We start from the raw sequence: 26,676 nt of genomic DNA, 5'->3' as shown, positions 1-26,676 counted from the left end.
GCCGTACCGGACCAGGCGGACGACGTCTGGGACCGCCGGGTCGCCACCGGCCTGGCCTTCCTGCGGCGACGGCTGGCCGGCGACTACGAGGTGGACGAGTTCGGCTTCGACCGGGATCTGACGTCGGCGGTCTTCCATCCGCTGCTGCGCCGGCTCTACCGAGACTGGTTCCGCACCGAGGTCACCGGCCTGGAGCACGTGCCCACCGACGGGGCGGGACTCATCGTCGGCAACCACTCCGGCACCGTGGCCATGGACGCGTTGATGCTCTCCACCGCGCTGCATCACGAGCATCCCGAGCACCGCTATCTGCGGCTGCTCGGTGCGGACCTGGTCTTCCGGATGCCGGTGGTCTCCGAGATCGCTCGCAAGACCGGCGGCACGATGGCCTGCAACCCGGACGCCGAGCGGCTCATGCGCCACGGCGAACTGGTCGGCGTCTTCCCGGAGGGCTTCAAGGGCATCGGCAAGCTGTACGCGGAACGCTACAAGCTGCAACGCTTCGGGCGGGGTGGCTTCGTCTCGGCGGCGCTGCGCACCGGCACCCCGATCATCCCGGTGGCGATCGTCGGCGGCGAGGAGATCTACCCGATGCTCGCCGACATCAAGCCACTGGCCCGGCTGCTCAAGCTGCCGTACTTTCCCGTGACACCCACCTTCCCCTGGCTCGGGCCGCTGGGCATGGTGCCGTTGCCGAGCAAGTGGCTGATCGAGTTCTGCCCGCCGATCCCGACGGAGCACCTGATGGATTCGGCGGACGACCCGCTTGTCGTGTTCAACCTTGCCGACCAGGTACGGGAGACCATTCAGCAGACCCTGCACCAACTGCTGGAACGTCGACCCGATCCGTTCGGTCCCTGACCGGTCACCAGCGTGACCGGCGGCCGGCGGGCCGTGCTGAATCTCCCGGCAGGCTCGTATTGCCGCCCGGTCAGGAGCAGACGGCGGGGATCGGGCCGAGCGTATCGCTGGTGACGGTGAGCTTTTGGGAGCAGGCGATGGCGGCGCGCAGGGCGTCGACCCGCTCGGCGACCGACTCGAGCAGCGCCAACGATTCGCTGGTACGCACCCGGTCGATCCGGGAACCCCGGCCCTCCAGCGCCTTCAGCGAACGCCGCTGGTCGGTGAGGAAGGCGTCGACCGCGGCCAGCGCCGCCGGGTCCGAGCGCTGGGCGGCCGCTCCGGTGAGCAGGCGTACGCCCTGTCGGGTGTCCGCGTCCATGTCGTCCAGGACGGCGCTGTAGCCGCTCGGGTTGCCCCGCAACGTGGCCGCCTCGGCCAGTCGGGTGCGGGCGAAGTCGAGGAAGAGCTGACCCCGGCTGATCTCGGAACTGGTGAGTGCGAGTTGCGCCCGTTCGGTGCCTCGCTTCATGCCGTACAGCGGGTCGCCGGGCACCGCGTTCTCGCTGGCCGCCGAGATGCCGGAAACGGCCACCGCACCGGCGGCGATGCCGATCAGGATTGCACCGCGGGCGCGGGCCCGACGGGCGGTCACCGCGGGCAGTAGCGCCGCACGACTGGAAGCCGACTTCTCGGCCGGCCGGGCCGGGGCAGGCGCACCGATGCCCTCACGAGCAGCGGTGGCCAGCAACATCGCCCGCAGGCCGGTGCGGAATTCCGGGTCGACCTCGGCCGCCGGCGGGTTGTCGCCGAGGCGACGACCGAGCGTCACGAGCGGCGCCAGCCGGTCGTCGTCCCTGGATCGCACGTGATGACGTCGGCCGCCGTTGGCTTCGTCGAGAAGCTGCGCGAAGCGCTCGGCGCGCCGACGGGAGAAGAGGGCGTTGTCCACCGTGGCACCTCCTCTCGCTGGTCACGGCCGGTCGGCCGCGTTCACCGCCAGCGACCGATGATTCCGTGACTGCACGGCGGAGGCCGTCGTCGGCTCCGTCGCAGATCATCCGAGGACCCCGTGGGTTCCCGACCTGTCACCGGTCGCACCCGGAGAAACGCGCCGCGCCGGGGGCGGGTTACGGCCCGGCCGGTGCCGAAATTACGCAAAGTGATCGCTGTCAGACCTCGGAGGCCCGGGAGTCGGTCGGGCTGGACGGCCGTCGTCGCGGTGCGGGCAGGTCACGGCTGGAAGCCGTCCGGAAGCAGCCGGGCCAGGGCCCGGACCGCCCGGTACTGCAACGCCTTGATCGCGCCCTCGTTCTTGCCCATCGCCCGGGCGGTCTCGGCGACCGAGAAGCCCTGGAGGAAGCGGAGCACGATGCACTCCTGCTGCTCGGGGTTGAGGCGTTTAACGGCGCTCAACAGGGCGACGTTCGTGATGTGCTCCACCACCGCCGCCTCCGGGCTGCCCTCGGGACCACGATCCTCCCGATCGGCGTCGAGGACATCGCCGGTGGTCACCTCCAGCCGGTACCGGCCGGACTTGAAGTGGTCGGCGACCAGGTTGCGCGCGATGGTGACCAGCCAGGCTCCGAGGTCGCGGCCCTGCCAGGTGAAGCTGCCGATCCGCTTGAGGGCGCGCAGGAAGGTGTCCGAGGTGAGGTCCTCGGCGAGTTGTCGATTGCCGACCCGGAAGTAGACGAAGCGGAACACGGTGTCCACGTAGCGGTCGTAGATCAGCCCGAACGCCTCGGCCTCACCGGCCTGGGCGCGTTCGACGAGGGTCCACACCTCGGTCGCCGGATCGGAGGGATCCGGGCGGCTCGGGTACCCGGTCGAGGTGCCGGTCGTCTCGGTCACCGCCGGAAGGACCGCCGTCTCGGTGGTGGACACCTCGGTGACCGGGGCATCCCCGCTGCGCCGGGCCTGGGCCGGCATCGTCGGGCGGTTCGGTGAGGCAACCCGCCCGCCGGCCGGTTTGGCGTTCCCCCCGGGCACGGGTGGTCGGTGCGGCGGCTCGTTCTGATGCGGCCGGCTGCCGACCCGACGCGCGGTGCCGTCGCCCCGGACGGCGAGGTTGGCCGACGTGTCCGGCGCGCTGTGCGCGCCGCCGCGTTCGTTGATCGAAGTGCGGGCGGCCGGACCGGTCAGGCCGACCGGACGCTCGGCGAAGCCGAAGGTGGTCATCGCGCCGCCTCCGATCCGCCCGGGGCCGGCGGGCTGGCGACGACCGGTCGGCCGGTCGTCGCCCCGTCGGGCAGGTTGGCTCCGGGGTGTGCCGGCGGGCGGCAGATCCCCTTGAGGTGCTGGTCCAATGCGCTCAACGGCACGGGGGCCTCCTCGGGCTGAGGGGTGTCGACTCACGGCAAATGGGGTGAGCCGACCCGAGTGATGATAGGGCCAACGTCACCCGCGCGTGGCAAGTCCGTTACACAGGGCCGAAGTATTTCCCGACGTGTCGCCGACCTGGCGGACCGGTTGTCCGTCGGGTGTGGTTGACAACCGGCGGTCCGGCTGATCCCCAGTGGAGCCGCCGTTCGTGCTGGTGAGGGGCCGGATCGGCGGTGGGTGCCCCGGGGCGGTGAAGGCTGGTGCCGGAAGGGGACCGGGACACCCGCGGTGCGCTGCCGTGGTGGCTGTGCCGCACCGTCGGTGACGTGGTCCGGTTCCGTGTACGGGACTCACCGTGGCCCCGGTGGACTGTCCACACGTTGATGTCGATGAGGCGAATGGCGGTCGCCGGTGGTTCGCGGGCATGGCCGTGCGGATCGGGCGTGGCCGCGCGGATCGGGCTGTGCCAGACTCAGCCACCGTGCAGGATCCTGACTCGGTTTCCGGTCCCAACCTCGCCGATCGCCTCCGCCGGGCGGCCGAGTTGCACGCCGGCAAGCCCGCACTGCATTGGCGGGATCGGACGATCACCTGGTCCGAACTGGACGAGGCGGTGAGCGCCGCAGCCCGGGCGCTGGCCGACGCGCTGCCGGAGGCCGACGCGACCGGGTCGGGCGCCCGGGTCGCCGTGGCGCTGCCCAACGTGCCGGACTTCGTGATCAGCCTGCTCGGTGCGCTGCGGGCCGGCTTGACCGCGGTACCGGTGAACCCCGGCCTGGCCGCGCGCGAACTGCGACACGTCCTGGCGGACTCGGGGGCGTCGGTGCTGATCGCTACCGAGCGGATCCGGGCTCTGCTCGGGGACCTGGACCTGCCCGCGCTGGTGGCGGTGCACACCAGCGCGCCGACGGCCGGCAGCGACCGGACGTTTCCGGTTCGCGGCGCCGACGACCTGGCGGTGCTGCTCTACACCTCGGGCACCTCGGGCTGGCCGAAGGGCGCCATGCTTTCGCACGGGGCGTTGGCGGCCAACCACGAGCAGGTCGAGCGGATCGAGCCGCCGGTGGTCGGCCCCGACGACACGGTGCTGCTGGCCCTGCCGCTGTTTCACGCGTACGGGCTGAACGCCGGGCTGGGCGCGGTGATCCACCACGGTGCGACAGGTGTGCTCGTCGATGATCCGGGCTCCGACGCGGCGCTCGCCGAGATCGCCCGGCACCGGGTGAGCGTGCTGGTGGGCGTACCGTCGATGGTGCAGACCTGGTCCCGGGCGGACGCTGACAGTCTCGCCGTGGCGATGGCCGCGGTGCGGCTGGTGGTCTGTGGCGCGGCGCCGCTGGAGCCGGCCGACGCGGCCCGCTTCACCGAGGCCGCCGGCCGTCCGGTGCATGTCGGATACGGCCTGACCGAGACCGCGCCGGTGCTCACCTCGACCCTGGTCGGCGGCGAACCTCGGCCCGGATCGATCGGCCGGCCGCTGCCCGGCGTGCAGGTGCGGCTGGTCGGGGCGGACGGTACGGAGTTGTGGCGCGACGGAGTCGCCACGCCCGACGACGACCCGGACGGGATGGACCTCACCGACCCCGTCGCGGGAACCGACCCGGGTCAACTCGTGGTCCGCGGCGCGAACCTGTTCTGCGGGTACTGGCCGGACGGCGCGGGCGGCCCGGACGCCGACGGCTGGTGGGCGACCGGCGACGTCGCGTACGCCGACGCCGACGGCGATCTCTTCCTGGTTGACCGGGTCGGTGAGCTGATCCTGGTCAACGGCTTCAACGTGTACCCGCACGAGGTGGAACTGGTGTTGTCGGCGCATCCGGCGGTGGCGGAGTCCGCCGTAGTGGGCGTGCCGCACCCGAGGACCGGGGAGACTGTCCGGGCGTACGTGGTGCCGGTGCCGCAGGCCGCGGTGGCCGGTACCGAGCTGATCGCCCACTGCACGCGTAATCTGGCCAGATTCAAGTGCCCGACCGAGGTCGAGTTCGTCGACGTGCTGCCGCGCTCGGTGATCGGAAAGGTACGCAAGACCCTGCTCGGTACGACGGAGGAGACCGATGCGTGAACCCCGCCTGACGCTGATCACCCGTCCCGGCTGTCACCTCTGCGAGGACGCCAAGGCGGCGCTCGACCGGGTGGTCGCGGTCACCGGCGACCGGTGGACCGAACGGGACGTCAGCGGTGACGTGGAGCTGGAACGTGAGTACGGCGACCGGCTGCCGGTGGTGCTGCTCGACGGCAGGGAGCACGGCTACTGGCGGGTCGAGGAGGAGCGGCTGCTGCGCGACCTGACCACTCCGCAGCTCTGAGATCCTCGCGCCATCCCGCGGATCCTCGCGCCATCCCGCGGCCGGATAGGGTGCGGCGATGACCCCTGCGAGCCCTCATCTGGTGTGGGACTGGAACGGCACCCTGCTCAACGATCTCAGCCTCGTGGTGGCCTGCACCAACGCGGTGTTCGCCAGCGAGGGCGGGCCGAGCGTCACCCCCGACGAGCACCGGGTCCGGTTCCGCCGGCCGATCGCCGACTACTACGCGGAGGTGCTGGGTCGCGCGGTGGACGACGACGCCTTCGGCCGGCTGGACAAGATCTTCCACGACGCGTACCGGTTGGGTCTGACCACCTGTGAGCTGGCGCACGACGCCGTGGAGGCGATGGCGGCCTGGCCGGGCAGTCAGTCCCTGCTGTCGATGTGGTTCCACGACGAGTTGGTGCCCACCGTCGAGACGTACGGCCTGACCAGGCGGTTCGCCCGGGTTGACGGGCTGCGGGCGCAGGTGGGTGGTGACCGTAAGGCAGAGTCGCTGGCACGGCATCTGGACGCGTTGGGCGTCGACGGCCGGTCGGTGGTGCTGATCGGCGACTCGCTGGACGACGCCGACGCGGCCCGCTCCGTCGGTGGCCGCGCCGTCCTCTACACCGGTGGATTCACCGACCGGGCCCGACTGCTCGCCTCCGGCCATCCCGTCGCCGACACCCTCACCGAGGCCGTGACCCTCGCCACCGACCCCACCGCCAAATCGCGCTGATCATGAAGTTGTAGCCCGCCAAATCGGCGTGTCGGGGCGATAACTTCATGATCGGCCATTTGGAATGGGAGCCAGGGGCTGCGTGTGATTGGTCAGAGAAGTCGGGATTGAGCGATAATCGCGCGGGTGCCGATGGTGAGGTGGTGATCGATCTTGTGGGATGGAGGGGCCGGTGGGTGCGCGGGCCGTGCCAGCAAGATCGCGATTTGTGCACGTCTTCACAAGCGCCTACTCTGTAATTCCGACGCGCCCTGCTAGCACAGCCGGCAACATCGGTCGCCAGCGGGAGTCCCGAAACGGCCGGCCGGTGGAGTTGGTCGAGGATCGCACCGCACGGAGTCTCATGAGTCAGCACCGTCACCCTGGCGCGCCCGGTCGCGCAGGTGCCGTACCGGCGCTCCCGGATCTGCCGGAGGCGACGGTGGCCCGGCTCCCCGAATACCTACGTGCCCTGCACAACCTCGCCGAAACCGGTCACGAGACGGTGTCCAGCGAGGGGTTGGCCAACGCCGCCGGAGTGAACTCGGCCAAGCTCCGCAAGGACCTCTCCCAACTCGGCTCGTACGGCACCCGGGGCGTCGGCTACGACGTCGGGCTGCTGATCGATCAGATCGAGTACGTGCTCGGGCTCACCCAGCGGCGGGCCGTCGCCCTGGTCGGAGTGGGTAACCTCGGTCACGCCCTGGCCGGCTACGACGGTTTCGCCAGCCGGGGGTTCCGGATCGCCGCCCTCTTCGACGCCGACCAGGAACGGGTCGGCGAGGAGATCAACGGACTGGTCGTGCAGCACATCGACGAGCTGCCCCGGGTCGCCGCCGAGGAATCAATCGCGATCGGTGTCATCGCCACCCCGGCCACCGCCGCCCAACGGGTGGCGGATCGATTGGTCGCCGTCGGCGTCACGAGCATCCTGAACTTCGCACCGTGCGTACTCTCGGTCCCCGAAGGGGTCGACGTGCGCAAGGTCGACCTGGCCATCGAGTTGCAGATCCTGTCGTTCCACGAGCACCGCAAGGCATCCCTGACCGCGCTTCCCGCCGCCGGTGGGTCCGCCCTCACCGCCCTGCCCGGCGGTCTCGCGGTCACCGAGAGCCAGGAGGCGATCGGCACGTGAAACTCCTCGTCGTGGGCGCGTCGTACCGCACCGCACCGGTCGCCACCCTGGAACGACTCGCGGTGTCACCCAGCGGGCTCGACCGCACCCTTGGGCGCCTGGTGGCGCAGCCCTACGTCAGCGAGGCCGTCCTCGTCTCCACCTGCAACCGGGTGGAGGTCTACGCGGCGGTGTCCGGCTTCCACGGCGGGCTCGGCGACATCTGTGCCGTCCTCGCCGAGCAGGCGGGATGCCAGCCGGCCGCGCTGGCCAACCACCTTTACGTGCACTTCGACTCGGCTGCTGTGGATCACGTCTTCCGGGTCGCCGCCGGCCTGGACTCGATGGTGATCGGCGAGGCGCAGATTCTCGGGCAGCTCCGGGACGCCTACCACTGGGCCAGCGCGGCCGACACCGCCGGGCGGCTGCTGCACGAGCTGATGCAGCAGGCGCTGCGGGTCGGCAAGCGCGCCCACTCGGAGACCGGTATCGACCGCGCCGGCCAGAGTGTGGTCACCGCCGCGCTGGGGCTCGCCGCCGGCCACCTCGACGACGACCTCACCGGCCGTCCCGCGCTGATCGTCGGTGCCGGTGCGATGGGCTCGCTGGGCGTGGCGACGCTGTCCCGGCTCGGTGCCGGGCCGCTGACCGTGGCGAACCGCAGCACCGACCGCGCCGTCCGGCTGGCCGAGTCGTACGGTGCCGGTGCGCGCCCGATGGCCGAGTTGGCCGAAACCCTCGCCACGGTGGACATCGTGGTGGCCGCCACCGCCGCTACCGAGCCGGTCCTCACCCGCGAGGTGGTGGCTGCCGCGGCGGCCGGTCGCGACCCCGGGCGTGGCCCGCTGGTCCTGCTCGACCTCGCGGTACCGCGAGACGTCGGTCCCGGCGTCGCCGAGCTGCCTGGCGTCGAGGTGATCGACATCGACCGGATGGCGGCGCTGCTCGCCGATGGTCCGGTCGCCACGGACGCCGCCGCCGTCGAGCGGATCGTCGCCGGCGAGGTCGAGTCCTTCCTCAGCTGGCTGCGCGGTGCCGACGTCGCCCCGACCGTCGCCGCCCTGCGCGGCCGGGCCGACGACGTGGTCACCGCCGAGCTACGCCGGCTCGCGCAACGCCGTCCCGACCTCAGTGACGACCAGCGCGCCGAGGTGGCCCGTACCGTGCACCGAGTGGTCCAGCGGCTGCTGCACCAGCCGACCGTCCGGGTCCGTCAGCTCGCCGCCGAACCCGGCGGTGACCAGTACACGGCGCTGCTGCGGGAACTGTTCGATCTCCAGGTCCCGCAGACCTCGCCGGTGGACACCGTGCCCGACATCACCCCACCCACCGGAGGCGAGCGATGAACGACGCCCCGCTGCGCCTCGGTACCCGGGGCAGCAAGCTGGCGATGGCCCAGTCGGGCCACGTCGCCGAGGCACTGACGGCCCGTACCGGACGCCCCGTCGAACTGGTCGAGGTGGTCACCGCCGGTGACCGGTCCAGCGCGCCGGTGCATCGGCTCGGGGTCGGCGTCTTCGTCTCCGCGCTGCGTGACGCGCTGGTCGCCGGCACGATCGACTTCGCGGTGCACTCGTACAAGGACCTGCCCATCGCAACCGCGGCGGGGCTGCACATCGCCGCGGTGCCGCCACGACAGGATCCGCGCGACGCGCTGATCGCCCGCGACGGCAGGACGCTCGCCGAACTTCCTCCCGGCGCGATCGTCGGCACCGGCGCGTTGCGCCGGATCGCCCAGCTGCACGCGCTGGGCATGCCGCTGTCGGTCACCCCGATCCGGGGCAACATCGACACCCGGCTCGCCCGGGTGCTGGGACCGGAGGCCGACCTGGACGCCGTCGTCCTGGCCCGAGCGGGCCTGGCCCGCATCGACCGGAGCGACGTCATCACCGAGACGCTCGACCCGATGCTGATGCTGCCGGCACCCGCTCAGGGTGCCCTGGCGGTCGAGTGCCGGGTCGACGACCCGGATCTGGTCGAACTGCTCGCCCTGCTCGACCATGCGCCGTCCCGCGCCGCGGTCACCGCGGAACGGGCGATGCTGGCCACCCTGGAGGCCGGATGCTCCGCTCCGGTCGCCGCCTACGCCGAACTCGCCGAAGGCGAGAACGGCGATGAGATCTACCTGCGCGGAGCGGTGATCAGCCCGGACGGTATCCACGAGGTCCGGCTGTCCCGCACCGGTACGCCCGCCGACGCGGCGGAGATCGGTAAGGCACTCGCCGCCGAACTCCTCGACCTCGGCGCCGACTCGATCCTCGGCCCGCAAGGACACGACGGCCCGGGGACCCAGCAATTTGGGAGCACAGAATGACCCGCACCCGTAAGCCCGTAGGCCGTATCGCGTTCGTCGGGGCAGGACCCGGCGACCCGGGCCTGCTGACCCGCCGGGCGCACGACGCCCTGGTCGACGCCGACCAGGTGGTGTACGACCGGGGAGTCCCCGAGTCGCTGCTCGACGTCGTCCGGGCCGAGGCCAGCTCCGACGCCCAGTTCACCCCGGCCGAGGGCGCGCCGGGCGATGTGGCCAAGATCCTCATCTCGGCGGCCCGCTCCGGGCAGAACGCGGTGCACCTGGTGGCCGGCGACCCGTTCGGCCACGACTCGGTGGTCAAGGAGGTGCAGGCGGTGGCGCGTACCGCCGCGCACTTCGAGGTGGTTCCCGGAGTCGGCCAGGCCGAGGGGGTGGCCACCTACGCGGGCGTGCCGCTGCCGGGCGTACGCACCGCCGCCGACGTCGAGGACGTCAGTGCCCTGGACTTCGACGCGCTGGCCGCGGCCGTGCAGCGCGGTTCGCTGGCGCTGGCCGTCGATGCGGGTGACCTGGCCGCGATCCGTGACGGGTTGCTTGCCGCCGGCGTGGACGGTGGCACCGACGTCGGGGTGACCGGGGACGGTACCGGTGAGACGCAGTACACCACCACGTCGACAGTGGACTCCTTCGTCGCGGCGGCACTCGGCTTCACCGGCCGGGTGGTGCTGACCGTCGGTGACGGTGTGGGCCAGCGGGACAAGCTCAGCTGGTGGGAGAACCGCCCGCTGTACGGCTGGAAGGTGCTGGTGCCGCGCACCAAGGAGCAGGCCGGTGCGATGAGTGCCCGGCTGCGGGCGTACGGGGCGATTCCCTGTGAGGTGCCGACCATCGCGGTCGAGCCACCGCGTACCCCCGCCCAGATGGAGCGGGCGGTCAAGGGCCTGGTCGACGGCAGGTACGCCTGGGTGATCTTCACGTCGGTCAACGCGGTGCGGGCGGTCTGGGAGAAGTTCGCCGAGCACGGCCTGGACGCCCGGCACTTCGGCGGCGTCAAGATCGCCTGTATCGGCGACGCCACCGCCGACGCCGTCCGGGCCTTCGGCATCCAGCCGGAGCTGATCCCCTCCGGTGAGCAGTCCTCAGACGGGCTGCTGGCCGAGTTCTCGCCGCACGACGAGGTGCTCGACCCGGTCGGTCGGGTGTTGCTGCCGCGTGCCGACATCGCCACCGAGACGCTCGCCGCCGGGCTCACCGAGCGCGGTTGGGAGGTCGACGACGTGACCGCGTACCGGACGGTGCGGGCCGCTCCGCCGCCGGCCGAGATCCGGGACGCGATCAAGTCGGGTGGGTTCGACGCGGTGCTGTTCACCTCGTCCTCCACAGTCCGGAACCTGGTCGGCATCGCCGGCAAGCCGCACACGCGTACCGTTGTTGCTGTCATCGGGCCCAAGACGGCGGAGACCGCGACGGAGTTCGGCCTGCGGGTTGACGTCCAGCCCCCGCACGCGTCGGTGCCCGATCTGGTGGAGGCGCTCGCCGGCTACGCCGTCGAGCTGCGGGAGAAGCTCGCCGCGATGCCGGCGAAGCAGCGCCGTGGTTCGAAGGTGCAGGGGCCGACCGCGCTGAGGTTCCGGTAGCCGCCGCCGGCTCCGGCTGGTTGTCGTCAGGGAGGGTTCGTGCCGTACCCAGAGATCCGGCCCCGTCGGCTGCGCCGAACCTCGGCGATGCGTCGGCTGGTCGCCGAGACCCGCGTCGACCCGGCCGAGCTGGTCGTGCCGATGTTCGTCAAGGAGGGGCTGACCGAGCCGCGCGCCATCGCCTCGCTGCCGGGCGTGCTCCAGCACTCCCGCGACTCGCTGCGCAAGGCGGCGGTGGAGGCGGTGCAGGCCGGCGTCGGCGGCATCATGCTCTTCGGCGTGCCGGCGTCGCGCGACGAGTGCGGCTCCGGCGGCATCGACCCGAACGGCATCCTCAACGTCGCGATCCGTGACGTGGTGGCCGAGGTGGGCGACGCCACCGTGGTGATGAGTGACCTCTGCCTGGACGAGTTCACCTCGCACGGGCACTGCGGGGTGCTCACCCCGGCCGGTGAGGTGGACAACGACGCCACCCTCGCCGCGTACGCCGAGATGGCGGTGGCCCAGGCCGCCGCCGGGGTCGGGGTGGTCGGCCCGTCCGGGATGATGGACGGCCAGGTCGGGGTGGTACGCCGGGCACTCGACGCGGCCGGTCACACCGACGTGGCAGTGCTCGCGTACGCCGTGAAGTACGCCTCGGCCTTCTTCGGCCCCTTCCGCGACGCGGTGGAGTCGGCGCTGGACGGGGATCGACGGGCCTACCAGCAGGATCCGGCCAACCTGCGCGAGTCGCTGCGCGAGGTCGAACTGGATGTCGCCGAGGGCGCCGACATGGTGATGGTCAAGCCGGCGCTGCCGTACCTCGACGTGGTGTCGGCGGTCCGCGCCGCCGTAGATGTCCCCGTGGCGGCCTACCAGGTTTCCGGCGAGTACGCGACTGTCGAGGCGGCTGCCGCGAACGGCTGGATCGATCGGGAGCGGGTGATGCTGGAGACCCTCACCTCGATTCGCCGCGCCGGTGCCCAGATCATCCTCACCTACTGGGCCGTCGAGGCCGCCCAACTGCTCCGCCAGCGCTACTGACCCAGCTCGACTATCCCCGCAGCACGGCTGACAGCTGGACGGCTGACGGCTCACGGCTCACGGCTGTTGCGGCGGCCAGGCCACCCACCCCGTAAGCACTGGTGTGGCCGGCGAATCGGCTCATCGCTGTCACTATGAGTAGTTTCCCTCCGCCCCCCACCAATGCCCCCACACTCCTTTGCTCTGCTTCAACCCACGCACAGCTTGCGGAGGGTGATTGTCGGCGGGGGGTGCATTGAGGTATCGGCTTCGCTTGACTGCTGGTCAGAGACGGTTGCGTGGGTTGAAGCAGAGCAAAGGGCGCCGGAGGTGTTGTCGGAAGGGCGGAGCATGAGGATGCCTTCATCGCGCAGCGTGACTGTCGCTCACGGTAGCGGGTCACCCGACTGTGCCAACCTGCGAGGGCCGGGCCAGCGGGGCGGATTGTCCACAGGTTTTTCCACAGGGGTTGCGGGTCTGGTTCGTGTAGCGGCACGGTCGGGGGCATGTCCACCGTCTTTGAGCCGCCAGACCTCGGCCCGACCGTCGGCCCCTTTCCCATCGCCGGTCTGGTGCGACGTGCGCGTCGGATCGTCGGGCTCAGTCAGCTGCGGATGGCCCGGTTCGCCAAGGTCGCCCCGTCGACCGTCGCGCGGGTCGAGGCGGGCAGCCTGACGCCGAGCCTGGCCGTGCTGGAGCGGCTGCTGGGCGCGGCCGGGCTCTACCTCGTGGCCGTCGACCAGGAGGGGCGGGTCGTGCTGCCGATGGAGGTCTGGGACGACACGCGGGACGGCGCGGATCGTCGCTACCCCGCCCACCTGAACACCATTCTCGATCCGGAACCGGGCGAATGGTGGGCGGACATCTACGGGCTGGCCCGACCGCCGGAGACCTACCACCGTTCCAGGCCAGATCGGGAGGCGCGGCGGCGCCGCAGTCAGTGGGAGGTGCGGGTGGCGAAGTACCGGAACGCGCCGCCTCCGCCCGACCCACGGACCTGGTACCGAGACTGACCGCCGGTGAGCCGACCGGGTCAGCGCGTGGCGTCGATGCGGTGGACCAGCTCGGCGACGTCGATGCTGTATTCGCACCAGTCCCGGTCGGTGCGGTAACCCAACTCGGCGTTGACCTTGAGCATGGCCTCGTTGGCCTGCGCGTTCCAGGTCTGCACCTCGGTCAGCTGCGGCTCGGCGGAGCGCAGCTCCAGCAGCATCCGAGCCTTGATCGCGCGGTCGATGCCGTAGCCCTGGTGATCCTGCACCACGATCGTGTCGTACTGGTCGGCACGGGTCGGATGCTGAGCCGGCACGACCACCTCGGTCAGGCCGGCCACCTCACCGGTCTGCTCGTGTAGCGCGAGCACGATGTACGGCTTCATGCCCCGTCGGTGTAGGCAGTCGAGACTGTCCCGGAGCCGCTGCGGATCGTACGAACTGGGTCGTAGCTCGCCGTCCTCGATGTCGCGGATCTCGGCCTTGGCCCGCGCGTACGCCTCGATCAGCTCGTCCGGCGGGCCGCCCGGGTGGAACTGGACGCGGTAGCCCGCACCGAGCCCGGTGGACATCTCCGCCAGCTCGGCCCAGTCGACGCCGGAGAGGTCGAGGACGCTTCGGGTCTCGACGTACTCCCGGCTGAAGCCGAGCGATTCGTAGAAGGCGACGGCAGGAGTGTCGCCGACCACCTCCACCCCGATCGACTCGAAGCCCTCCTGATAGACGCGCCGGGCCGCGCGCAGGACGAGATCACGGCCCAGTCCGCTGCGCCGCGCGCTCGGGTGTACCAGGACCTCAAGCACGCCGATGTTGCCGAGTAGCAGCACGTGTACCTGACCGAGGATGGCTCCCGGGGTGCCGTCGGCAGCGGGATCCTCCTCGGCGATCCAGGAGATCCGCCGTTCGCCCGGCATCACCTCGGCGAGGTACTCCCGCAGGGAACTCTCCCGCCACGGCGGATCCTGCGGGAGATCGGCCGCCAGGACCGCGTTCAGCGTGTCCAGCAGCGACGCGATCTCGGCGGGCGACGCGGTCCTGGGGTCCCACTCGCGCACCATCACCCGTCTAGCTTGCCGCTAACCGCAGCCGGGGGGAAGTGTCCAGTTCTCCAATGTATGCGGACGATCACTTCACGTGCGACTGGCCTGTCCGTAGCGGTTGGCGGCGTCGAAGACATCCTGGGCGTACCTTCGGACGTCGTTGTACGACAGAATCGCGTTCCACCAGTCACCCGGAATGGTGAGGTTGCGGCCGCCCTTGCACAGGTACATGCCGGCGGCGAGCGCGGCGTCGTGGATGTTGTGCGGGTCCTTGCGGCCGTCGTTGTCCGCGTCGGCGCCGATCTCTGCCCAGGTGGTCGGGATGAACTGCATCGGCCCGATCGCCCGGTCATAGGTGGTGTCCCGGTCCAACTCGCCCCGATCGGTGTCGGTGATCCGCATCCGGTTGCCCTGACCGTCCAGCGGCAGACCGATGATCTCCGGTACCGCCCGGCCGTCCGCGCCGAGCTGGGCGTTGTTGGCCTGGCCGTGACGGGACTCGACCAGACCGATCGCGGCCAACGTGGTCCAGCTCAGGCCGCAGGCGCGATCGGTCTCGGCGAGCACCAGCTCGGCGTAGCCGTACGCCTGCATGGCGGTCGGGTCGATGCCGACCTTGGCTCCCGTGTCGCGGGCCCAGCCGGCCAGGGTGTCGGACGGGCGTCCACCGGCCGGCGCGGCGGTGCCCGGTGGGGTCGCGCCCGGCGGAAGGGTCGCGGTGGGTGGCGGGAACTGCCCAGGTGGCGGCGCCGCGCCGGACGGCGGCAGGTCGCTGGGCAGCGCGTCGGGCACGCCGGCGGTGGCGTCGACCGCCACCGGACGCGGGGCACGAAGGGCGGCCGGCACCAGCAGTGCGCCGGCCGTGGCGGTCGCGGCGACCAGGGCCAGCAGGAACACGCCCGGCAGCGTCAACCGGCCGCTGGGCCGGCGCGACCAGTCGCGGGTCGCCCGGGCCGCGACACGGGGCCCCGGCAGGCGTACGGCGGGCACGAAGCGCATCCGGCGACGCCGGGCTACCGGCGCATCAGACTCCGGAGTGGACTCCTCGACAGTGGTCGTCGGCGTCGATTCAGGAGCCGCAGCGTCGGACGAGGTGTCTGCGCCATTGTCGATGGCCGTTGCCGGCTCCGACCCGGCGGTGAGTGAATCAGGCGTCGCGTCGCCGGCCGGCTTGGCTGCCGCGTCGTCGGCTGGCTTGCCGGAGCTGAGCCAGGGTCGGCGGGGCCGGGGCAGCCTGGTCGCCGGCCCGTCCGGGCCGGCACCGGAGTCGGCGCGCGGCGTGGCCGGTCGGAGGGGCCGAAGGGTGCTGCGCTCTTCGCCGTCTGCCACCCGTCGAGTATCACCCATGTCCCCGCCGACGTCAGGTCCGGTCGTAGGCTGGTGTCATGCCCCGGTACGAGTTCCGTTGCCGCGCCTGTGGCGCCACCTTCGAGGTCAACCGTCCGATGGCGCGAGCCGGTGAGCCAGCGCCCTGCCCACAGGGGCACGCCGACACGGTGAAACTGCTCTCCGCGGTCGCGGTCACCGGGCGCGGCGGCGGGTCCGGTGCCGCGTCCCCTGCCTCCGGTGGCGGCTGCTGTGGTGGCGGCTGCGGCTGCTGACCGCGCCGGCAACGGTCATGGAATGGGTGGTACGGGTGATGCCGGCCTTGCCCGGACGCAGGGTCCGATGGCACCTTGGGTCGGAGTCTCGGCCGGCCGTTCTCACGATGCGTGATGATCCGGTCTCGGGAAGTATGGTGCCGAGACCAGGGGGGAGGTTCCACGCATGCCGCCACGGATCCACCTCCCGACCGGCTGGGTGACCTTTGTTTTCACCGACATCGAGGGCTCCACCCGGCTGGCACAGCTGCTCGGGTCGGGCTATCGGCCGGTGCTGGCCGAGCATCGACGGCTGCTGCGCCGCACGATCGCGGCGACCGAGGGCGCGGAGTTGCTGACCGAGGGCGACTCGTTCTTTCTGGCCTTCGACGACGCCAGCGCGGCCCTGACCGCCTGTCTGACCGCCCAGCGGGCGCTCGGTGAACACGACTGGCCGACCCCCGAGGCGGCCCCCCGGGTCCGGATGGGACTGCACACCGGTTGGGCGGAGCCACGCGACGGCGAGTACGCCAGTCCCGAGGTGCACCGCGCGGCCCGCGTCGCCGCTGCGGCGCACGGCGGGCAGATCCTCTGCTCCGGTGCCACGGCACGGCGGGCCCGTCCCCTGCCGGCCGGCGCCTCCCTGCTGGACCTCGGGTTGCACCGGCTACGCGGCTTCGACGACCGGGAACGGCTCTTCCAGCTCGTCGCCCCCGGCCTCGAACGGCAGTTTCCGCGACCGCGCACCGCCGACGCGGTGGCGCACAACCTGCCGATCCAGGTCACCACGTTCGTCGGTCGGCAGACCGAACGGGCCGAGCTGAGGCGACTCGTGGCCCGGCACCGGCTGGTCACCGTGCTGGGCGCGGGTGGCAGCGGCAAGACCCGGCTGGCCGTGGAGTTCGCCACCGACCTGGTGGACGAGTACCCGGACGGCGTCTGGTTCGTCGACATCGCCGCGGTCACCGATCCCGGGCTGGTCGCCTTCGCGGTCGCCGCCGTGCTCGGGCTGCGTTCGGAGCCGGGCCGCCCGATGGTCGACACGCTCGTGGAGTACGCCGCTGCCCGCCGGATGCTGATCGTGCTCGACACCTGCGACGCCCAGCCGGCGTCCTGCGCCGAGGCGGTATCCCGGTTGCTCGCCGGTGGCGGTGGGGTGCGGGTACTGGCGACGACCCGGGAACCGCTGGGCCTGCCGGGCGAGGTGGTGTGGCGGATCCCGCCGCTGTCCGTCGACCCGGCACCCGACGGCACCGAGAGCGACGCGGTGGCGCTGCTGCTGGATCGTACGGCGGCGGCCCGGGGCGGGCGGCAACCCAACCCGTCCGAGTCGGCCGACATCCGGCGGGTGGTGCGCCGCCTGGACGGGTTGCCACTCGCCATCGAGCTGGCTGCGGCTCGGCTGCGGGTGCTCTCGGTCGGTCAGCTCGCCGAGCGTCTCGATGACGTGCTCGGCACGCTCGACGCCGGCCGTGAGGATCTGCTGCCACCACCGGCCGATCGGGGCAACACCGGCAATCAGCGGGACACGGTCGATCTGGCCGCGGCGGCCACCGGCGTCGACCCCTCGGCCCCGGCGACCCGGACGGCGGCCCGTTCAGCGGTCGAACGACACCTGACCATGCAGGCCACGGTGACCTGGTCCTACCGGACCCTCGGGCCACGAGCCGCGCGACTGCTGCGTTGGCTGGCGGTCTTCGCCGGCCCGGTCGACCTGGCGATGGTGGAATGGCTGCTCGACGACGATCCCCTCGACCCGCTGTCGGTGCTGGTCGACAAGTCCATGGTGCTGGCGGAGCCGCACGCGGCCGGCTGCACCTACCGGATGCTCGACCCGATCCGGGCGTACGCGGCGCGTCGGCTCGCCGAAGCCGGTGAGGAGCGGGCGGCCCGTGACCGGCACGTGGCCTGGTCGACGCACGCCCTGGAGCGGGCACACCTCGGCCCGGACGGGCAACCGGTGACGCTGTCGCTGTACACGCTGGATCCACTCGCCGGTGAGCTGCGTGCCGCGCTGCGCTGGTGCGCCACAGGTGGCAGTGCCCGGGTCGGCCTGCGGCTGGCCGGCGGGCTGGACCAGTGGTGGCGTGAGCGTGGACTGGCCCGGGAAGGGCGGCTCTGGCTGTTCCGGCTCTACGGCCGCCTGGCCGAGACCGGTGAGGTGATCCCGGAGGACGAGCTGGCGGCGGCCTACCACATGCATTCGCTGCACGCCGGTGGCGACGGCGAGTTCGGCGAGGAACTGCGCTACTCGCAGCGGGCCGAGGCGGCGGCCCGCCAGGCTGGGGACGCCGGTCTGCTGGCCCGGGTGCTCGCCGGCCGTGCCGCCCCTCTTGTCGACATGGGACAGTTCGCCGAAGCGGAGCGGGTCTGCCGGGAGGTCATCGACTGGGCGCAGGACCAGGGGGTCGAGTCGGAGGCGCTGTTCGCCGTCTTTCGCCTGGCCGAGTTGCTCTGGCGGCGGGGCGCGCTGGGCGAGGCGGCGGATCTGCTCGGTGCGGCTCGTCCGGTGGAGGCGTCCCGGCCGGTCGACCGGGGGCGCCGCTCGGTGGACATGCTGCTCGGCATGGTCGCGCTGGCGCGGGGTGACCTGGTGGCCGCGCACGAGCACCTGCTGGTGGCGCTTCGCTCGCGGATGAATCACGGCTTCCACGGTCGGGCCTGCGACACGTTGAACGCGGTCGCGGTGCGTTGTGCGGTCGGTGACCAGCCGCTGACCGGTGCCCGGCTCTTCGGCGCCGCCCAGGCGACCCGGGCGGGCCTGCGGTCGACGCCGGGCATCTTCGAGACGTACTGGATGGATCGGCAGGAGGCGCTGCGGCGGGTGTTGGATGACGCGGCCTTCGACGAGGCGTACGGCGAGGGCGCCGAACTGGGGTTGGACGAGGCGGTCGCGTTGGCGCTGGGGGTCGAGCATCCCGACCTGGCGGCCGATTCGGGACGGTTCGCCTCGGGATCGGGTTTCCCCGCTCCACCTCGGCCCGGCAGGCTAGACCGGCACACCGAGCACGCCTGAAACGCTCAGAAATCCGCGCGGGTTCCCAACGGCCCTGAGCAGCGGGACGCCCGACCCTGGTTGCTGCCGGGCGTCCGTCACTGTTCGTCAGGCGCGGGCGCGGCGCTCGGCGTCGGCCTTCATCCGGGCGGCCCGGTCGATGTCGGACTGCTGGACGGCGGCCACCGACCCGAAGATGGCGACGGCCTGGTAGTAGGTCCACGCCAGGCTCAGGCAGGCCGGCCGGACGACGGAGTTGTAGGTGGCGCAGGACCGCTGCAGATCCGCGTAGAAGGCGCTGTCGAGGCGCGGCTTGTTGGCACTGAACTGGCCGACCGCCTTGTAGTTGCGGTAGCCGAAGTCGTGGCGGGCGCAGGAGAGGCTGAACTTGAACCCGAGCGGGTTGTCCGGGCTGGACGAGCAGTAGTCGGTCGACCAGTCGAAGTTGTACTCGGCCCAGGGCGCGCGATTCTGGCGGGCGGAGTACCAGGCGTTGTAACTGCTGGCGCTGGTCTGGGTCCAGTTGGACAGGACCGACAACTTCTGCTGTGGAGTCACGGCCGCCGTGGCGGGGGTGGCCACAGCGAGGGCGGCGAACAGCGCTAGTACGCCCGAGGTGAGGATGGTGGCGAGACGTCTGGGCATGGTCGTACCTCCGCGGGGGGTGTGCGGTGGAGCCAGTTGTTACCGGCGAGTCACCGGGGTTCGATCAGTCTCGATCAATGGCGCGGCCTGCCGGTGTTACCCGCGAGAAATATTGGTGACCTGTGCCGAAACAGACGAATGTCCTGGACACCGCCGGTGTCCAGGACATTCGTCGAGCGGATCTGCCTAGTCGAAGAAGCGGGCCAGGTGGGTGGCGCTGGGACCGTCGTCCTCCGGTCCCAGTGGGGTCAGGTCGGCGAAGATCGACGCGCCGTCGCTGCCGGCGTGCAGCGGATACCAGCGCGGGGTGCCGGGGGGTCTCATCACGCAGATGCCCTTGACGGTCTGCACGTCCAGCAGCCGCACGTGGGTCGGGTCGGCCACCGCGTTCACATGCCCCCACCACGGGCTCATCACATGCAGCACGCCCCCCGGGCGAAGCACCCGGTGGCACTCGTCCAGCAAAGGCAGGAAGTCGATCAGGTGCTCCAGGATGTGCACCGCGAACAGCACGTCGACCGAGTCGTCGGCCAGCGGCAGGGAGCCGGAGAGATCGGCGACCGCGTCCACGCCCGGGGCGGGGAAGATGTCCAGCCCCAGATTGCCCGGCCACTGCTTGGTGGCGCCGCAACCCAGGTCGACCACCACCGGATCGCGTCCGCCGACCCGTACCCGGCACCAGACGCCGAAGACGCCGGCCAGCCGACCGACCTGCTCGCGAATCAGTCGTAGCTGTGCCGGCTCGTCGACCTCGCCGGTCAGGTGGGCGACGCCCCGGTCGAAGCGGACCTCGACGCCGAGGGGGCGCAGCCGCTCGTCGTGGCGGACCTGGTCCAGCCACGCTTCGGTGAGGAACCCGTCCACCGCCCGCAGCCGCTCGGCGGAGGACGGAGTGTGTGCCAACGCGACCATGGCGGCCACCTCCGGCCGGCCCGTTACCCGGATAATTGCCCGGTATGCGCCGGTTGTCCCTGAAACTCGCGCCGGGTCAACGCCCGATGGGCCGTCGAGGACGCCCCGTACGCATCCGCTGCCGCGGTGCGGCCGCCGTCCGCGGCCGCTTCAGGTGATAACGGTGCAACTCGTTGTTCCCCGGCAGGGACGGGTCCTCGCTCATCGCGACCAGTTCCCAGCCCTGATCGCCGGCCCGGTTGAGATGGGCCAGCGCGGTGTCGCCGTACGGCGTGACGTCGATCATGGATCCGTCGGGGCCGTACCAGGAGAAGATGACCTCGAACCCGAGGTCGTTGGTGGCGGCCTGGCGGCGGCGCACCAACAGGGCGTACTCCCACCTCAGCATGGGTTCATTGTCGCCCCGCCGTCCGGATTCCGCCGGATCAGAACCCGGTGATCCGCCCGGCGTCCACCCGTAACCGCCGGTCCAGGCGTACCGCCTCCAGCATCCGCCGGTCATGGGTCACCAGCAGCAGCGTGCCCGGGAAGCTGGCCAGTGCGGACTCCAGTTGTTCGATCGCCGGCAGATCAAGGTGGTTCGTCGGCTCGTCCAGCACCAGAAGATTGACCCCGCGCCCCTGCAACAGGGCCAACGCGGCGCGGGTCCGTTCGCCCGGGGAGAGCGTCGCGGCCGGTCGCAGCACGTGCTGCGCGCGCAGGCCGAACTTGGCCAGCAGCGTACGCACGTCCGCCGGGGACATGTCCGGCACCGCCGCCTGGAACGCGTCCAGCAACCGCGCGTCGCCGAGGAACAGTCCACGAGCCTGGTCCACCTCGCCGACCACCACGCCCGGCCCGAGCGCGCCCTGGCCGGCATCCAGCGGCAACCGGCCGAGCAGGGCGGCCAGCAGGGTCGACTTGCCGGAACCGTTCGCCCCGGTCACCGCTACCCGGTCCGCCCAGTCGATCTGGAGGTTCACCGGGCCGAGGACGAAGTCTCCCCGGCGTACCACGGCATCGCGAAGAGTGGCCACGACGGCGCCGGCGCGGGGCGCGGCGGCGATCTCCATCCGCAGCTCCCACTCCTTGCGTGGCTCCTCCACCACCTCCAGCCGCTCGATCAGCCGCTCGGTCTGCCGGGCCTTCGCCGCCTGCTTCTCGGACGTCTCGGACCGGAACTTGCGGCCGATCTTGTCGTTGTCGGTGGCCTTGCGCCGCGCGTTGCGAACCCCCTTCTCCATCCAGGCCCGCTGGGTACGCGCCCGTGCCTGGAGCGCGGCCCGGGTGTCGGCGTACTCCTCGTAGTCGGCGCGCGCCTGGCGGCGGGCCACCGCCCGCTCCTCCAGGTACGCCGCATAGCCACCGCCGAAGTGGTTCACCTGCTGCTGGTGCAGGTCCAGCTCCAGCACCGAGGTCACCGTGCGGGCCAGGAACTCCCGGTCGTGGCTGACCAGCACGGTGCCGGCGCGCAGCCCGGTCACGAAGTTCTCCAGCCGATCCAGCCCGGCCAGGTCGAGATCGTTCGTGGGCTCGTCGAGCAGGAAGATGTCGTACCGGCTGAGCAGCAGCGACGCCAGGCCGGCGCGGGCGGCCTGGCCGCCGGAAAGACTTGTCATCTCCTGGTCGAGATCGACGGCGAGGCCCAGTTCGGCGGCCACCTCCTCGGCCCGCTCGTCCAGGTCGGCGCCGCCGAGCCCGAGCCAGCTCTCCAGGGCGGCGGCGTACGCGTCGTCCGCGCCCGGCCTGCCGGCGGTCAGTGCCTCCGTCGCCGCGTCGAGCGCAGCCTGCGCCCCGGTCACGCCGGTGCGGCGGGCCAGGAACGCCCGCACCGTCTCACCGGGGCGGCGCTCCGGCTCCTGGGGCAGGTGCCCGACGCTCGCGCCGGGCGGGCTCACCGCGACGCTGCCGGCCTCGACCGGCAACAGACCGGCGAGCGTACGCAGCAGCGTCGACTTGCCGGCCCCGTTGGCCCCGACCAGGCCGACCACGTCGCCGGGCGCGACCACGAGGTCCAGGCCGGTGAAGAGGGTACGTTCCCCGTGCCCGGCAGCGAGGTCCTTGGCGATCAACGTGGCGCTCACAAGCAGCCGAGCCTACCCGTCGTCGCGCGGCGGACCCTGCGACGAGGCAGACTCACGTGCGTGTTGACCACTCTGGCGATCGACTGCGGGGGCGGCGGAATCAAGGCGTCCGTCCTCGACGGGGCGGGCACCATGCGGGCCCAGCCGATGCGGGTGCCGACGCCGTACCCCCTGCCGCCGGACCTGTTCGTCCGCACGCTCGTGGAACTCGGCGGTCGGCTGCCGGCGGCCGGTCGGGTGACGGTCGGCATGCCTGGCATGATCCGACACGGAGTGGTGGTGGCCACCCCGCACTACGTGACCCGTTCGGGCCCACGTAGCCGGGTCGATCCGGCGCTGCTCGCCGAGTGGTCCGGGTTCGACGCCCGCAGCGCGCTCTCGGCCGCGTTCGGCCTGCCGGCGCTGGTGCTCAACGACGCCGAGGTGCACGGTGCCGGAGTGGTCGCCGGCACCGGCTGCGAACTCGTGCTGACCCTCGGCACCGGGCTGGGCAGCGCCCTCTTCGACGGCGGGGTGCTCGCCCCGCACCTCGAACTCTCCCACGCCCCGGTGCGTTGGGGCACCACCTACGACACGTACGTCGGTGAGCCCGAGCGCCGCCGGCTGGGCGACGCGTTCTGGTCCCGACGGATTCGGCAGGTGGTGGAGGGGCTGCGTCCGGTGTTCCGCTGGGACCGGCTCTACCTCGGTGGCGGGAACTCGCGGCGGATCCGGCCCGAGCAGCTCAACCGGATGGGTGACGACGTGGTGGTGGTCCCCAACAGCGCCGGCATAGTCGGCGGCGTCCGCGCCTGGAACCTCGCCACCGTGTAGGAGGAGGTTCTCTCGGGCAGGAAAAGCCACCGGGAACAGTCGCGGTACGGCTGGTGTTGTGCCAGCGTCGGAGCAGTGGTGCGACACGGAGGGGGTGGCGGCATGGATCTTCTGGCCGAGTACCGGCGGGCGACCCTGTTCTTCGAGGCGGGCGACCCCAGCAGCGCGGCCCGGCTGCTCGAACCGATCATCGAGGCGGAGCCGGACAACGCCTCCGTACGCCAGTTGCTGGCCCGGGCCTACTTCCAGTCGGCACAGCTCAACCGAGCCGAGGAGCAGCTGCGGGAGATGGTCGACCGCAACCCCAGCGACCACTACGCCCACCACGTGCTGGGCCGGACGCTGGAACGGCTCAACAGGTACACCGACGCGCTGCGTCACCTGCGCATCGCGGCGGCCATGCACTCGTCCAACGACGACTACACGACGGCCCTGCGTCGGGTCGAGACCCGGGTCGGCGGCGGTCGCTGATCCGGACAGGTGTCGCGAGGGCAGCCCGTTCGGGCTGCCCTCGCGGCGTCCGGGGGCCCGGGCAGCCGGCGTGCCCACGGATGGCCTGGCCGGCGCCCGGCCTGCCTACCATGGGCCGGATGAGAGCCGACCGGACGGTGGACGTGGCATGAAGCTGAAGCTGGACCTGCACGACATCTTCAACAAGGGCCACGACATCGACCGGGCGCTGCGCGGGATCATGGACGAGGCGGTGGCCAAGAAGGCCACCCTCGTCGAGATCATCCCAGGCAAGGGCTCCGGTCAGCTCAAGAAGCGGGTGCTGCGCTTCCTCGACCAGAAGGATGTCAAGCAGCTCTACCACCGGGTCGAGAAGGACTCCAAGAACTTCGGCCGCCTCTTCGTCCATTTCCGCTGGAAGTAGCCCTTCACAGCGGGTAGGTACGGGCGACGGCGAGCATCTCGGAGCTGTGCGAGCCGGCGACGCCGACGTCCGGTGGGCGGGGGCGGAAACCGGGCAGCGCGTCGAGGCCGTCGCTGGCGTCCATCGCGCGCAGCGCGATCCGGTCCGCCTTCGGCGTGACGGTTAGCGTGACCTCGATTCCCTCGGGCGGTGGGGCGTGGAAGACCACCCCGAATCCCCAGCGGCCGTCGCGGGTCTCCACCGGAACCGGGCGGCCGGCGACCTCGGCCCGCCGCACTTCGGCGGTGTCCGTGTCGACGTGCAGGGTGGTCAGGCGTACCTGACGTTGCGGGGTGAGCCGGAGGGTCAGGGTGCGCTCGCCCGCGGTGGTGGTGTCGGTCAGCACGTCCAGCCGGGGCGCGGGCAGGTCCGCCGGCTGTGCCGGCCCGCCGAGCAACTCGTCGCCGCCGATTCCGGGGAACTCGTCGGCGACCTGGACCGGGCCGTCCACGTACTCGTCGGTCCAGGGCTGTGGCTCGCCCTCGTGGCTGAGCCAGCGGGCCTGGCCGGTGCCGGCGTCCAGCGCGTACATCAGATGGGTGGGCACGGGATGCGTGGCGTCGAACCGGTCGACGGCGACCCCGACCCCGGCGAGGACCACCGCGGCCAGCGCAGCGGCCCCGGCCGGCAGGGCACCGAGTCGGCGGGCCCGCAGCGCCATCGTGCCCCGCTGACCGCCAGCCTGTGGGTGCAGCAGGTCGACCACCGGCAGCGCGGCGAGACCGAGCAGCACCGCGAAGAGCGCCGCGACGCCGCCCATCGCCATGCCCAGCGCCGGGAAGAGCAGCACGACGGTGGGCAGCAGTAGGAGCACCGCGACCGCGGCCGCGACGGTCACCGCGATCACCGGTACCGGCCCGTCGAGGCGGGTGGCCAGCGCCACCAGCCCGCCGAGCGCCCCCGCCAGGGCGGGCAGGGTCGCCAGGTAGGCCCCGCCGGGCGCCAGGAACGCCAGCAGTACGCCGAGCAGCGCCAGCCAGCCGAGCCCGCCGATCGCCAGCGCGGCCGGGCCGATCCGGCGTCGGCTCAGCGCGTACCAGGCGAACACGACGGCGGCGGCGAGCGCCAGCACGGCCAGTCGGTACCAGGTCGGCCGGTACGGGTCGAGCAGTTCGGCGTTTCCCGGCCGGAGGGCGAGGATCGCCGCCCAGAGCAACTGGGCGCCCAGCGGGGCCACCACGATCGGCACCAGAGCCAAGCCGAAGCCGGCGGCCAGCCGACCGGTGGTGACCCGGTTCCGCCGTCGGGCCAGCCAGCCGAGCCCGACCACGCCGGCCAGCGCCAGCAGCGCCAACGGCAGTACCAGCCAGCCGGGGTAGCGGGCGAGACCGCCGGGCACGGGGAAGTAGGTGGCGTCGTGACCGGCGCGCAGGTCGCCGAGGTCGATCCGACCGAACTCCTTGGCGAGACCGAGGGTGTTGTCCCCGTGGTGTTGGAGGCTGGCCCGGTCCATCGAGGCGGGGGTGTCCAGCGGCGTGTGGTAGATCGCGCCACCATCCAGGTACGCCGAGTTCAGCCCGAGGAACCCCTCGTCGAGGAAGGCGGTGAAGTCGGTGTCGTTGGGCAGCGCGCGGTACACCTCGACCGCGAAGGAGGTGCCCACCGGGTGCGGTGCGGCCCGGCCGAAGACCTCGACCAGACGCGCGTTCTCCGGCGACGTCTCGAACATGATCACCGGACCGGTGCGACCCCTCGCCTCCAGGTTGAGCACCACCCCCTTGCCGGCGGCAAGTGGGTGCTCGGAGGCGAACGTCGAGGCTCCGCAGAGGCACGCCTCCTCGGCGTCGGTGAGCACGAAGACGACGTCGTTGCGGGGCGCCGGGCCGTCGGTCAGCGCGCGGGCCACCTCCAGGATGGTCGCGACCCCGGCGGCGTCGTCGTTGCCGCCCGGCCCGGTCTGCACCGCGTCGTAGTGCGCGACCAGGAACACCGTCCCGGTGGGGGCGGTGCCGGGCAGCCGGGCCACCACGTTGCGGACCCGGGCCAGGGTGGCGCCACCCGCCGCGCCGCTGAGCTGTCCGGCTTCCTCGGCGACGGTGTCCTGCACCTGCGTCTGGAGCCCGAGGTCACGCAGTACGCCTTCCAGGTAGCCGCGGACCGCCTCGTTGGCCGGGCTGCCCGCGACGTGTGGTCGCCCGGCGACCTGCGTCACGTGCGGGTAGGCGCGCCCGGCGCTGAACTCGCCGGGCGGCGTGTCGGTCGGCCGGGGTGCCGGAGGACGCAGGTCGAGCAGAGCGCCCGCGCCGACGGCGACGAGCGCGACGAGTGCCGCCAGCGCGGCGAGGGGACGTCGACGCGGCCTGCTGAAGGCGCGGTCGGCGGCGGGGGTGGGGGGTGCGCCCACGGGTGGCTCCTTGCGAGGGGGTGGTCCTGGGGTGGACATCATCCTCCATGCCACCCGAGGGTGGCCCGTCGTGTTGTGTGCGAACGTTGTCTAATACAGGATCAGCAGGGCACTCGGAAGGAGCCCGACATCACCAGCGATCAGCCGCCAGTCGCGGCGGTGACCCGGCCGGCCCGGGGGACCGGGACGACCGGTCCCTCC

Annotated in this window: 24 protein-coding genes; 15 read left to right on the top strand and 9 right to left on the bottom strand. The window is 71.9% G+C overall.

The window, feature by feature from the left end; genetic code table 11:
- Nucleotides 1-51 precede the first annotated feature (51 nt).
- Nucleotides 52-861 (top strand): lysophospholipid acyltransferase family protein, encoded by an 810-nt coding sequence (locus O7601_RS03610; RefSeq protein ID WP_281566778.1) that lies wholly within the window; start codon nucleotides 52-54, stop codon nucleotides 859-861.
- 70 nt (nucleotides 862-931) lie between these two features.
- Here the strand turns inward: O7601_RS03610 and O7601_RS03605 are convergent, their stop codons facing one another.
- Together O7601_RS03605 and O7601_RS03600 are read right to left on the bottom strand one after the other, a co-directional pair.
- Nucleotides 932-1,792, bottom strand: a complete 861-nt coding sequence (locus O7601_RS03605; RefSeq protein WP_281564848.1) for a DUF5667 domain-containing protein — start codon at nucleotides 1,790-1,792, stop codon at nucleotides 932-934.
- Nucleotides 1,793-2,073: 281 nt separating this feature from the next.
- The gene (locus O7601_RS03600) at nucleotides 2,074-3,021 is read right to left on the bottom strand and encodes an ECF subfamily RNA polymerase sigma factor, BldN family (protein ID WP_281564847.1); all 948 of its coding nucleotides are present in this window, start codon (nucleotides 3,019-3,021) and stop codon (nucleotides 2,074-2,076) included.
- Between the two features lie 625 nt (nucleotides 3,022-3,646).
- On the opposite strand from O7601_RS03600, the gene O7601_RS03595 reads away from it, so the two are divergent.
- The 9 genes from O7601_RS03595 to O7601_RS03555 all read left to right on the top strand — a co-directional run bounded on the left by O7601_RS03595 (nucleotide 3,647) and on the right by O7601_RS03555 (nucleotide 13,191).
- Nucleotides 3,647-5,227, top strand: a complete 1,581-nt coding sequence (locus O7601_RS03595; RefSeq protein WP_348650226.1) for an AMP-binding protein — start codon at nucleotides 3,647-3,649, stop codon at nucleotides 5,225-5,227.
- A complete protein-coding gene (locus O7601_RS03590) occupies nucleotides 5,220-5,471 on the top strand; it encodes a glutaredoxin family protein (RefSeq protein WP_093403479.1) in 252 nt (83 codons plus the stop codon). The genes O7601_RS03595 and O7601_RS03590 overlap by 8 nt, the downstream gene beginning before the upstream one ends.
- 58 nt (nucleotides 5,472-5,529) lie before the next feature.
- Nucleotides 5,530-6,192 (top strand): HAD hydrolase-like protein, encoded by a 663-nt coding sequence (locus tag O7601_RS03585; protein WP_281564845.1) that lies wholly within the window; start codon nucleotides 5,530-5,532, stop codon nucleotides 6,190-6,192.
- A gap of 343 nt (nucleotides 6,193-6,535) precedes the next feature.
- Nucleotides 6,536-7,306 carry a redox-sensing transcriptional repressor Rex gene (locus tag O7601_RS03580; protein ID WP_281564844.1) on the top strand — a complete coding sequence of 257 codons (771 nt, stop codon included), beginning with the start codon at nucleotides 6,536-6,538 and terminating at the stop codon, nucleotides 7,304-7,306.
- Nucleotides 7,303-8,631 (top strand): glutamyl-tRNA reductase, encoded by a 1,329-nt coding sequence (locus tag O7601_RS03575; protein WP_281564843.1) that lies wholly within the window; start codon nucleotides 7,303-7,305, stop codon nucleotides 8,629-8,631. The genes O7601_RS03580 and O7601_RS03575 overlap by 4 nt, the downstream gene beginning before the upstream one ends.
- The gene (gene hemC, locus O7601_RS03570) at nucleotides 8,628-9,599 is read left to right on the top strand and encodes a hydroxymethylbilane synthase (protein WP_281564842.1); all 972 of its coding nucleotides are present in this window, start codon (nucleotides 8,628-8,630) and stop codon (nucleotides 9,597-9,599) included. Before O7601_RS03575 ends, hemC begins: the two co-directional genes overlap by 4 nt.
- A complete protein-coding gene (locus O7601_RS03565) occupies nucleotides 9,596-11,176 on the top strand; it encodes a uroporphyrinogen-III synthase (RefSeq protein WP_281564841.1) in 1,581 nt (526 codons plus the stop codon). Before hemC ends, O7601_RS03565 begins: the two co-directional genes overlap by 4 nt.
- Nucleotides 11,177-11,215: 39 nt before the next feature.
- Nucleotides 11,216-12,199, top strand: coding sequence for a porphobilinogen synthase (gene hemB / locus O7601_RS03560; protein WP_281564840.1), 984 nt, complete (start codon nucleotides 11,216-11,218; stop codon nucleotides 12,197-12,199).
- Between the two features lie 485 nt (nucleotides 12,200-12,684).
- Complete coding sequence (locus tag O7601_RS03555) at nucleotides 12,685-13,191, top strand: helix-turn-helix transcriptional regulator (RefSeq protein WP_281564839.1); 507 nt, start codon at nucleotides 12,685-12,687, stop codon at nucleotides 13,189-13,191.
- 20 nt (nucleotides 13,192-13,211) lie between these two features.
- Here the strand turns inward: O7601_RS03555 and O7601_RS03550 are convergent, their stop codons facing one another.
- Both O7601_RS03550 and O7601_RS03545 read right to left on the bottom strand, forming a co-directional pair.
- The gene (locus O7601_RS03550) at nucleotides 13,212-14,228 is read right to left on the bottom strand and encodes a GNAT family N-acetyltransferase (RefSeq protein WP_281566777.1); all 1,017 of its coding nucleotides are present in this window, start codon (nucleotides 14,226-14,228) and stop codon (nucleotides 13,212-13,214) included.
- A 72-nt stretch (nucleotides 14,229-14,300) separates the two neighbouring features.
- Nucleotides 14,301-15,539 carry a lytic transglycosylase domain-containing protein gene (locus O7601_RS03545; RefSeq protein ID WP_281564838.1) on the bottom strand — a complete coding sequence of 413 codons (1,239 nt, stop codon included), beginning with the start codon at nucleotides 15,537-15,539 and terminating at the stop codon, nucleotides 14,301-14,303.
- 56 nt (nucleotides 15,540-15,595) lie between these two features.
- Here O7601_RS03545 and O7601_RS03540 point away from each other — a divergent pair, with 56 nt between their 5' ends.
- Complete coding sequence (locus O7601_RS03540; protein WP_281564837.1) at nucleotides 15,596-15,811, top strand: zinc ribbon domain-containing protein; 216 nt, start codon at nucleotides 15,596-15,598, stop codon at nucleotides 15,809-15,811.
- Nucleotides 15,812-15,977: 166 nt separating this feature from the next.
- Nucleotides 15,978-18,806, top strand: coding sequence for an adenylate/guanylate cyclase domain-containing protein (locus O7601_RS03535; protein WP_281564836.1), 2,829 nt, complete (start codon nucleotides 15,978-15,980; stop codon nucleotides 18,804-18,806).
- Between the two features lie 87 nt (nucleotides 18,807-18,893).
- Here O7601_RS03535 and O7601_RS03530 read toward each other — a convergent pair whose 3' ends face one another.
- The 4 genes from O7601_RS03530 to O7601_RS03515 form a co-directional block, all read right to left on the bottom strand.
- Nucleotides 18,894-19,430: a phospholipase gene (locus tag O7601_RS03530; RefSeq protein ID WP_281564835.1), complete on the bottom strand. Its 537-nt coding sequence runs from the start codon at nucleotides 19,428-19,430 to the stop codon at nucleotides 18,894-18,896.
- 186 nt (nucleotides 19,431-19,616) lie between these two features.
- A complete protein-coding gene (locus tag O7601_RS03525; RefSeq protein WP_281564834.1) occupies nucleotides 19,617-20,342 on the bottom strand; it encodes a methyltransferase domain-containing protein in 726 nt (241 codons plus the stop codon).
- Between the two features lie 76 nt (nucleotides 20,343-20,418).
- Nucleotides 20,419-20,730 (bottom strand): hypothetical protein, encoded by a 312-nt coding sequence (locus O7601_RS03520; RefSeq protein WP_281564833.1) that lies wholly within the window; start codon nucleotides 20,728-20,730, stop codon nucleotides 20,419-20,421.
- A 37-nt stretch (nucleotides 20,731-20,767) separates the two neighbouring features.
- Nucleotides 20,768-22,405 carry an ABC-F family ATP-binding cassette domain-containing protein gene (locus O7601_RS03515; RefSeq protein WP_281564832.1) on the bottom strand — a complete coding sequence of 546 codons (1,638 nt, stop codon included), beginning with the start codon at nucleotides 22,403-22,405 and terminating at the stop codon, nucleotides 20,768-20,770.
- A gap of 60 nt (nucleotides 22,406-22,465) precedes the next feature.
- Here O7601_RS03515 and O7601_RS03510 point away from each other — a divergent pair, with 60 nt between their 5' ends.
- From O7601_RS03510 to O7601_RS03500, 3 genes are all read left to right on the top strand, one after another.
- The gene (locus tag O7601_RS03510; protein ID WP_281564831.1) at nucleotides 22,466-23,218 is read left to right on the top strand and encodes an ROK family protein; all 753 of its coding nucleotides are present in this window, start codon (nucleotides 22,466-22,468) and stop codon (nucleotides 23,216-23,218) included.
- A 102-nt stretch (nucleotides 23,219-23,320) separates the two neighbouring features.
- Entirely contained in the window at nucleotides 23,321-23,689 is a 369-nt protein-coding gene (locus O7601_RS03505) for a tetratricopeptide repeat protein (protein WP_281564830.1), read from the top strand.
- A 148-nt stretch (nucleotides 23,690-23,837) separates the two neighbouring features.
- Nucleotides 23,838-24,092: a Smr/MutS family protein gene (locus O7601_RS03500; RefSeq protein WP_013736060.1), complete on the top strand. Its 255-nt coding sequence runs from the start codon at nucleotides 23,838-23,840 to the stop codon at nucleotides 24,090-24,092.
- Nucleotides 24,093-24,096: 4 nt separating this feature from the next.
- Here O7601_RS03500 and O7601_RS03495 read toward each other — a convergent pair whose 3' ends face one another.
- Complete coding sequence (locus tag O7601_RS03495) at nucleotides 24,097-26,475, bottom strand: M28 family peptidase (protein ID WP_281564829.1); 2,379 nt, start codon at nucleotides 26,473-26,475, stop codon at nucleotides 24,097-24,099.
- Between the last annotated feature and the right edge of the window lie 201 nt (nucleotides 26,476-26,676).

This window comes from Verrucosispora sp. WMMD573 (genome assembly GCF_027497175.1).
Lineage (GTDB): Bacteria > Actinomycetota > Actinomycetes > Mycobacteriales > Micromonosporaceae > Micromonospora.
Note: the sequence above shows the minus strand (reverse complement) of the source record. Positions and strands in the feature narration are given on the sequence as shown.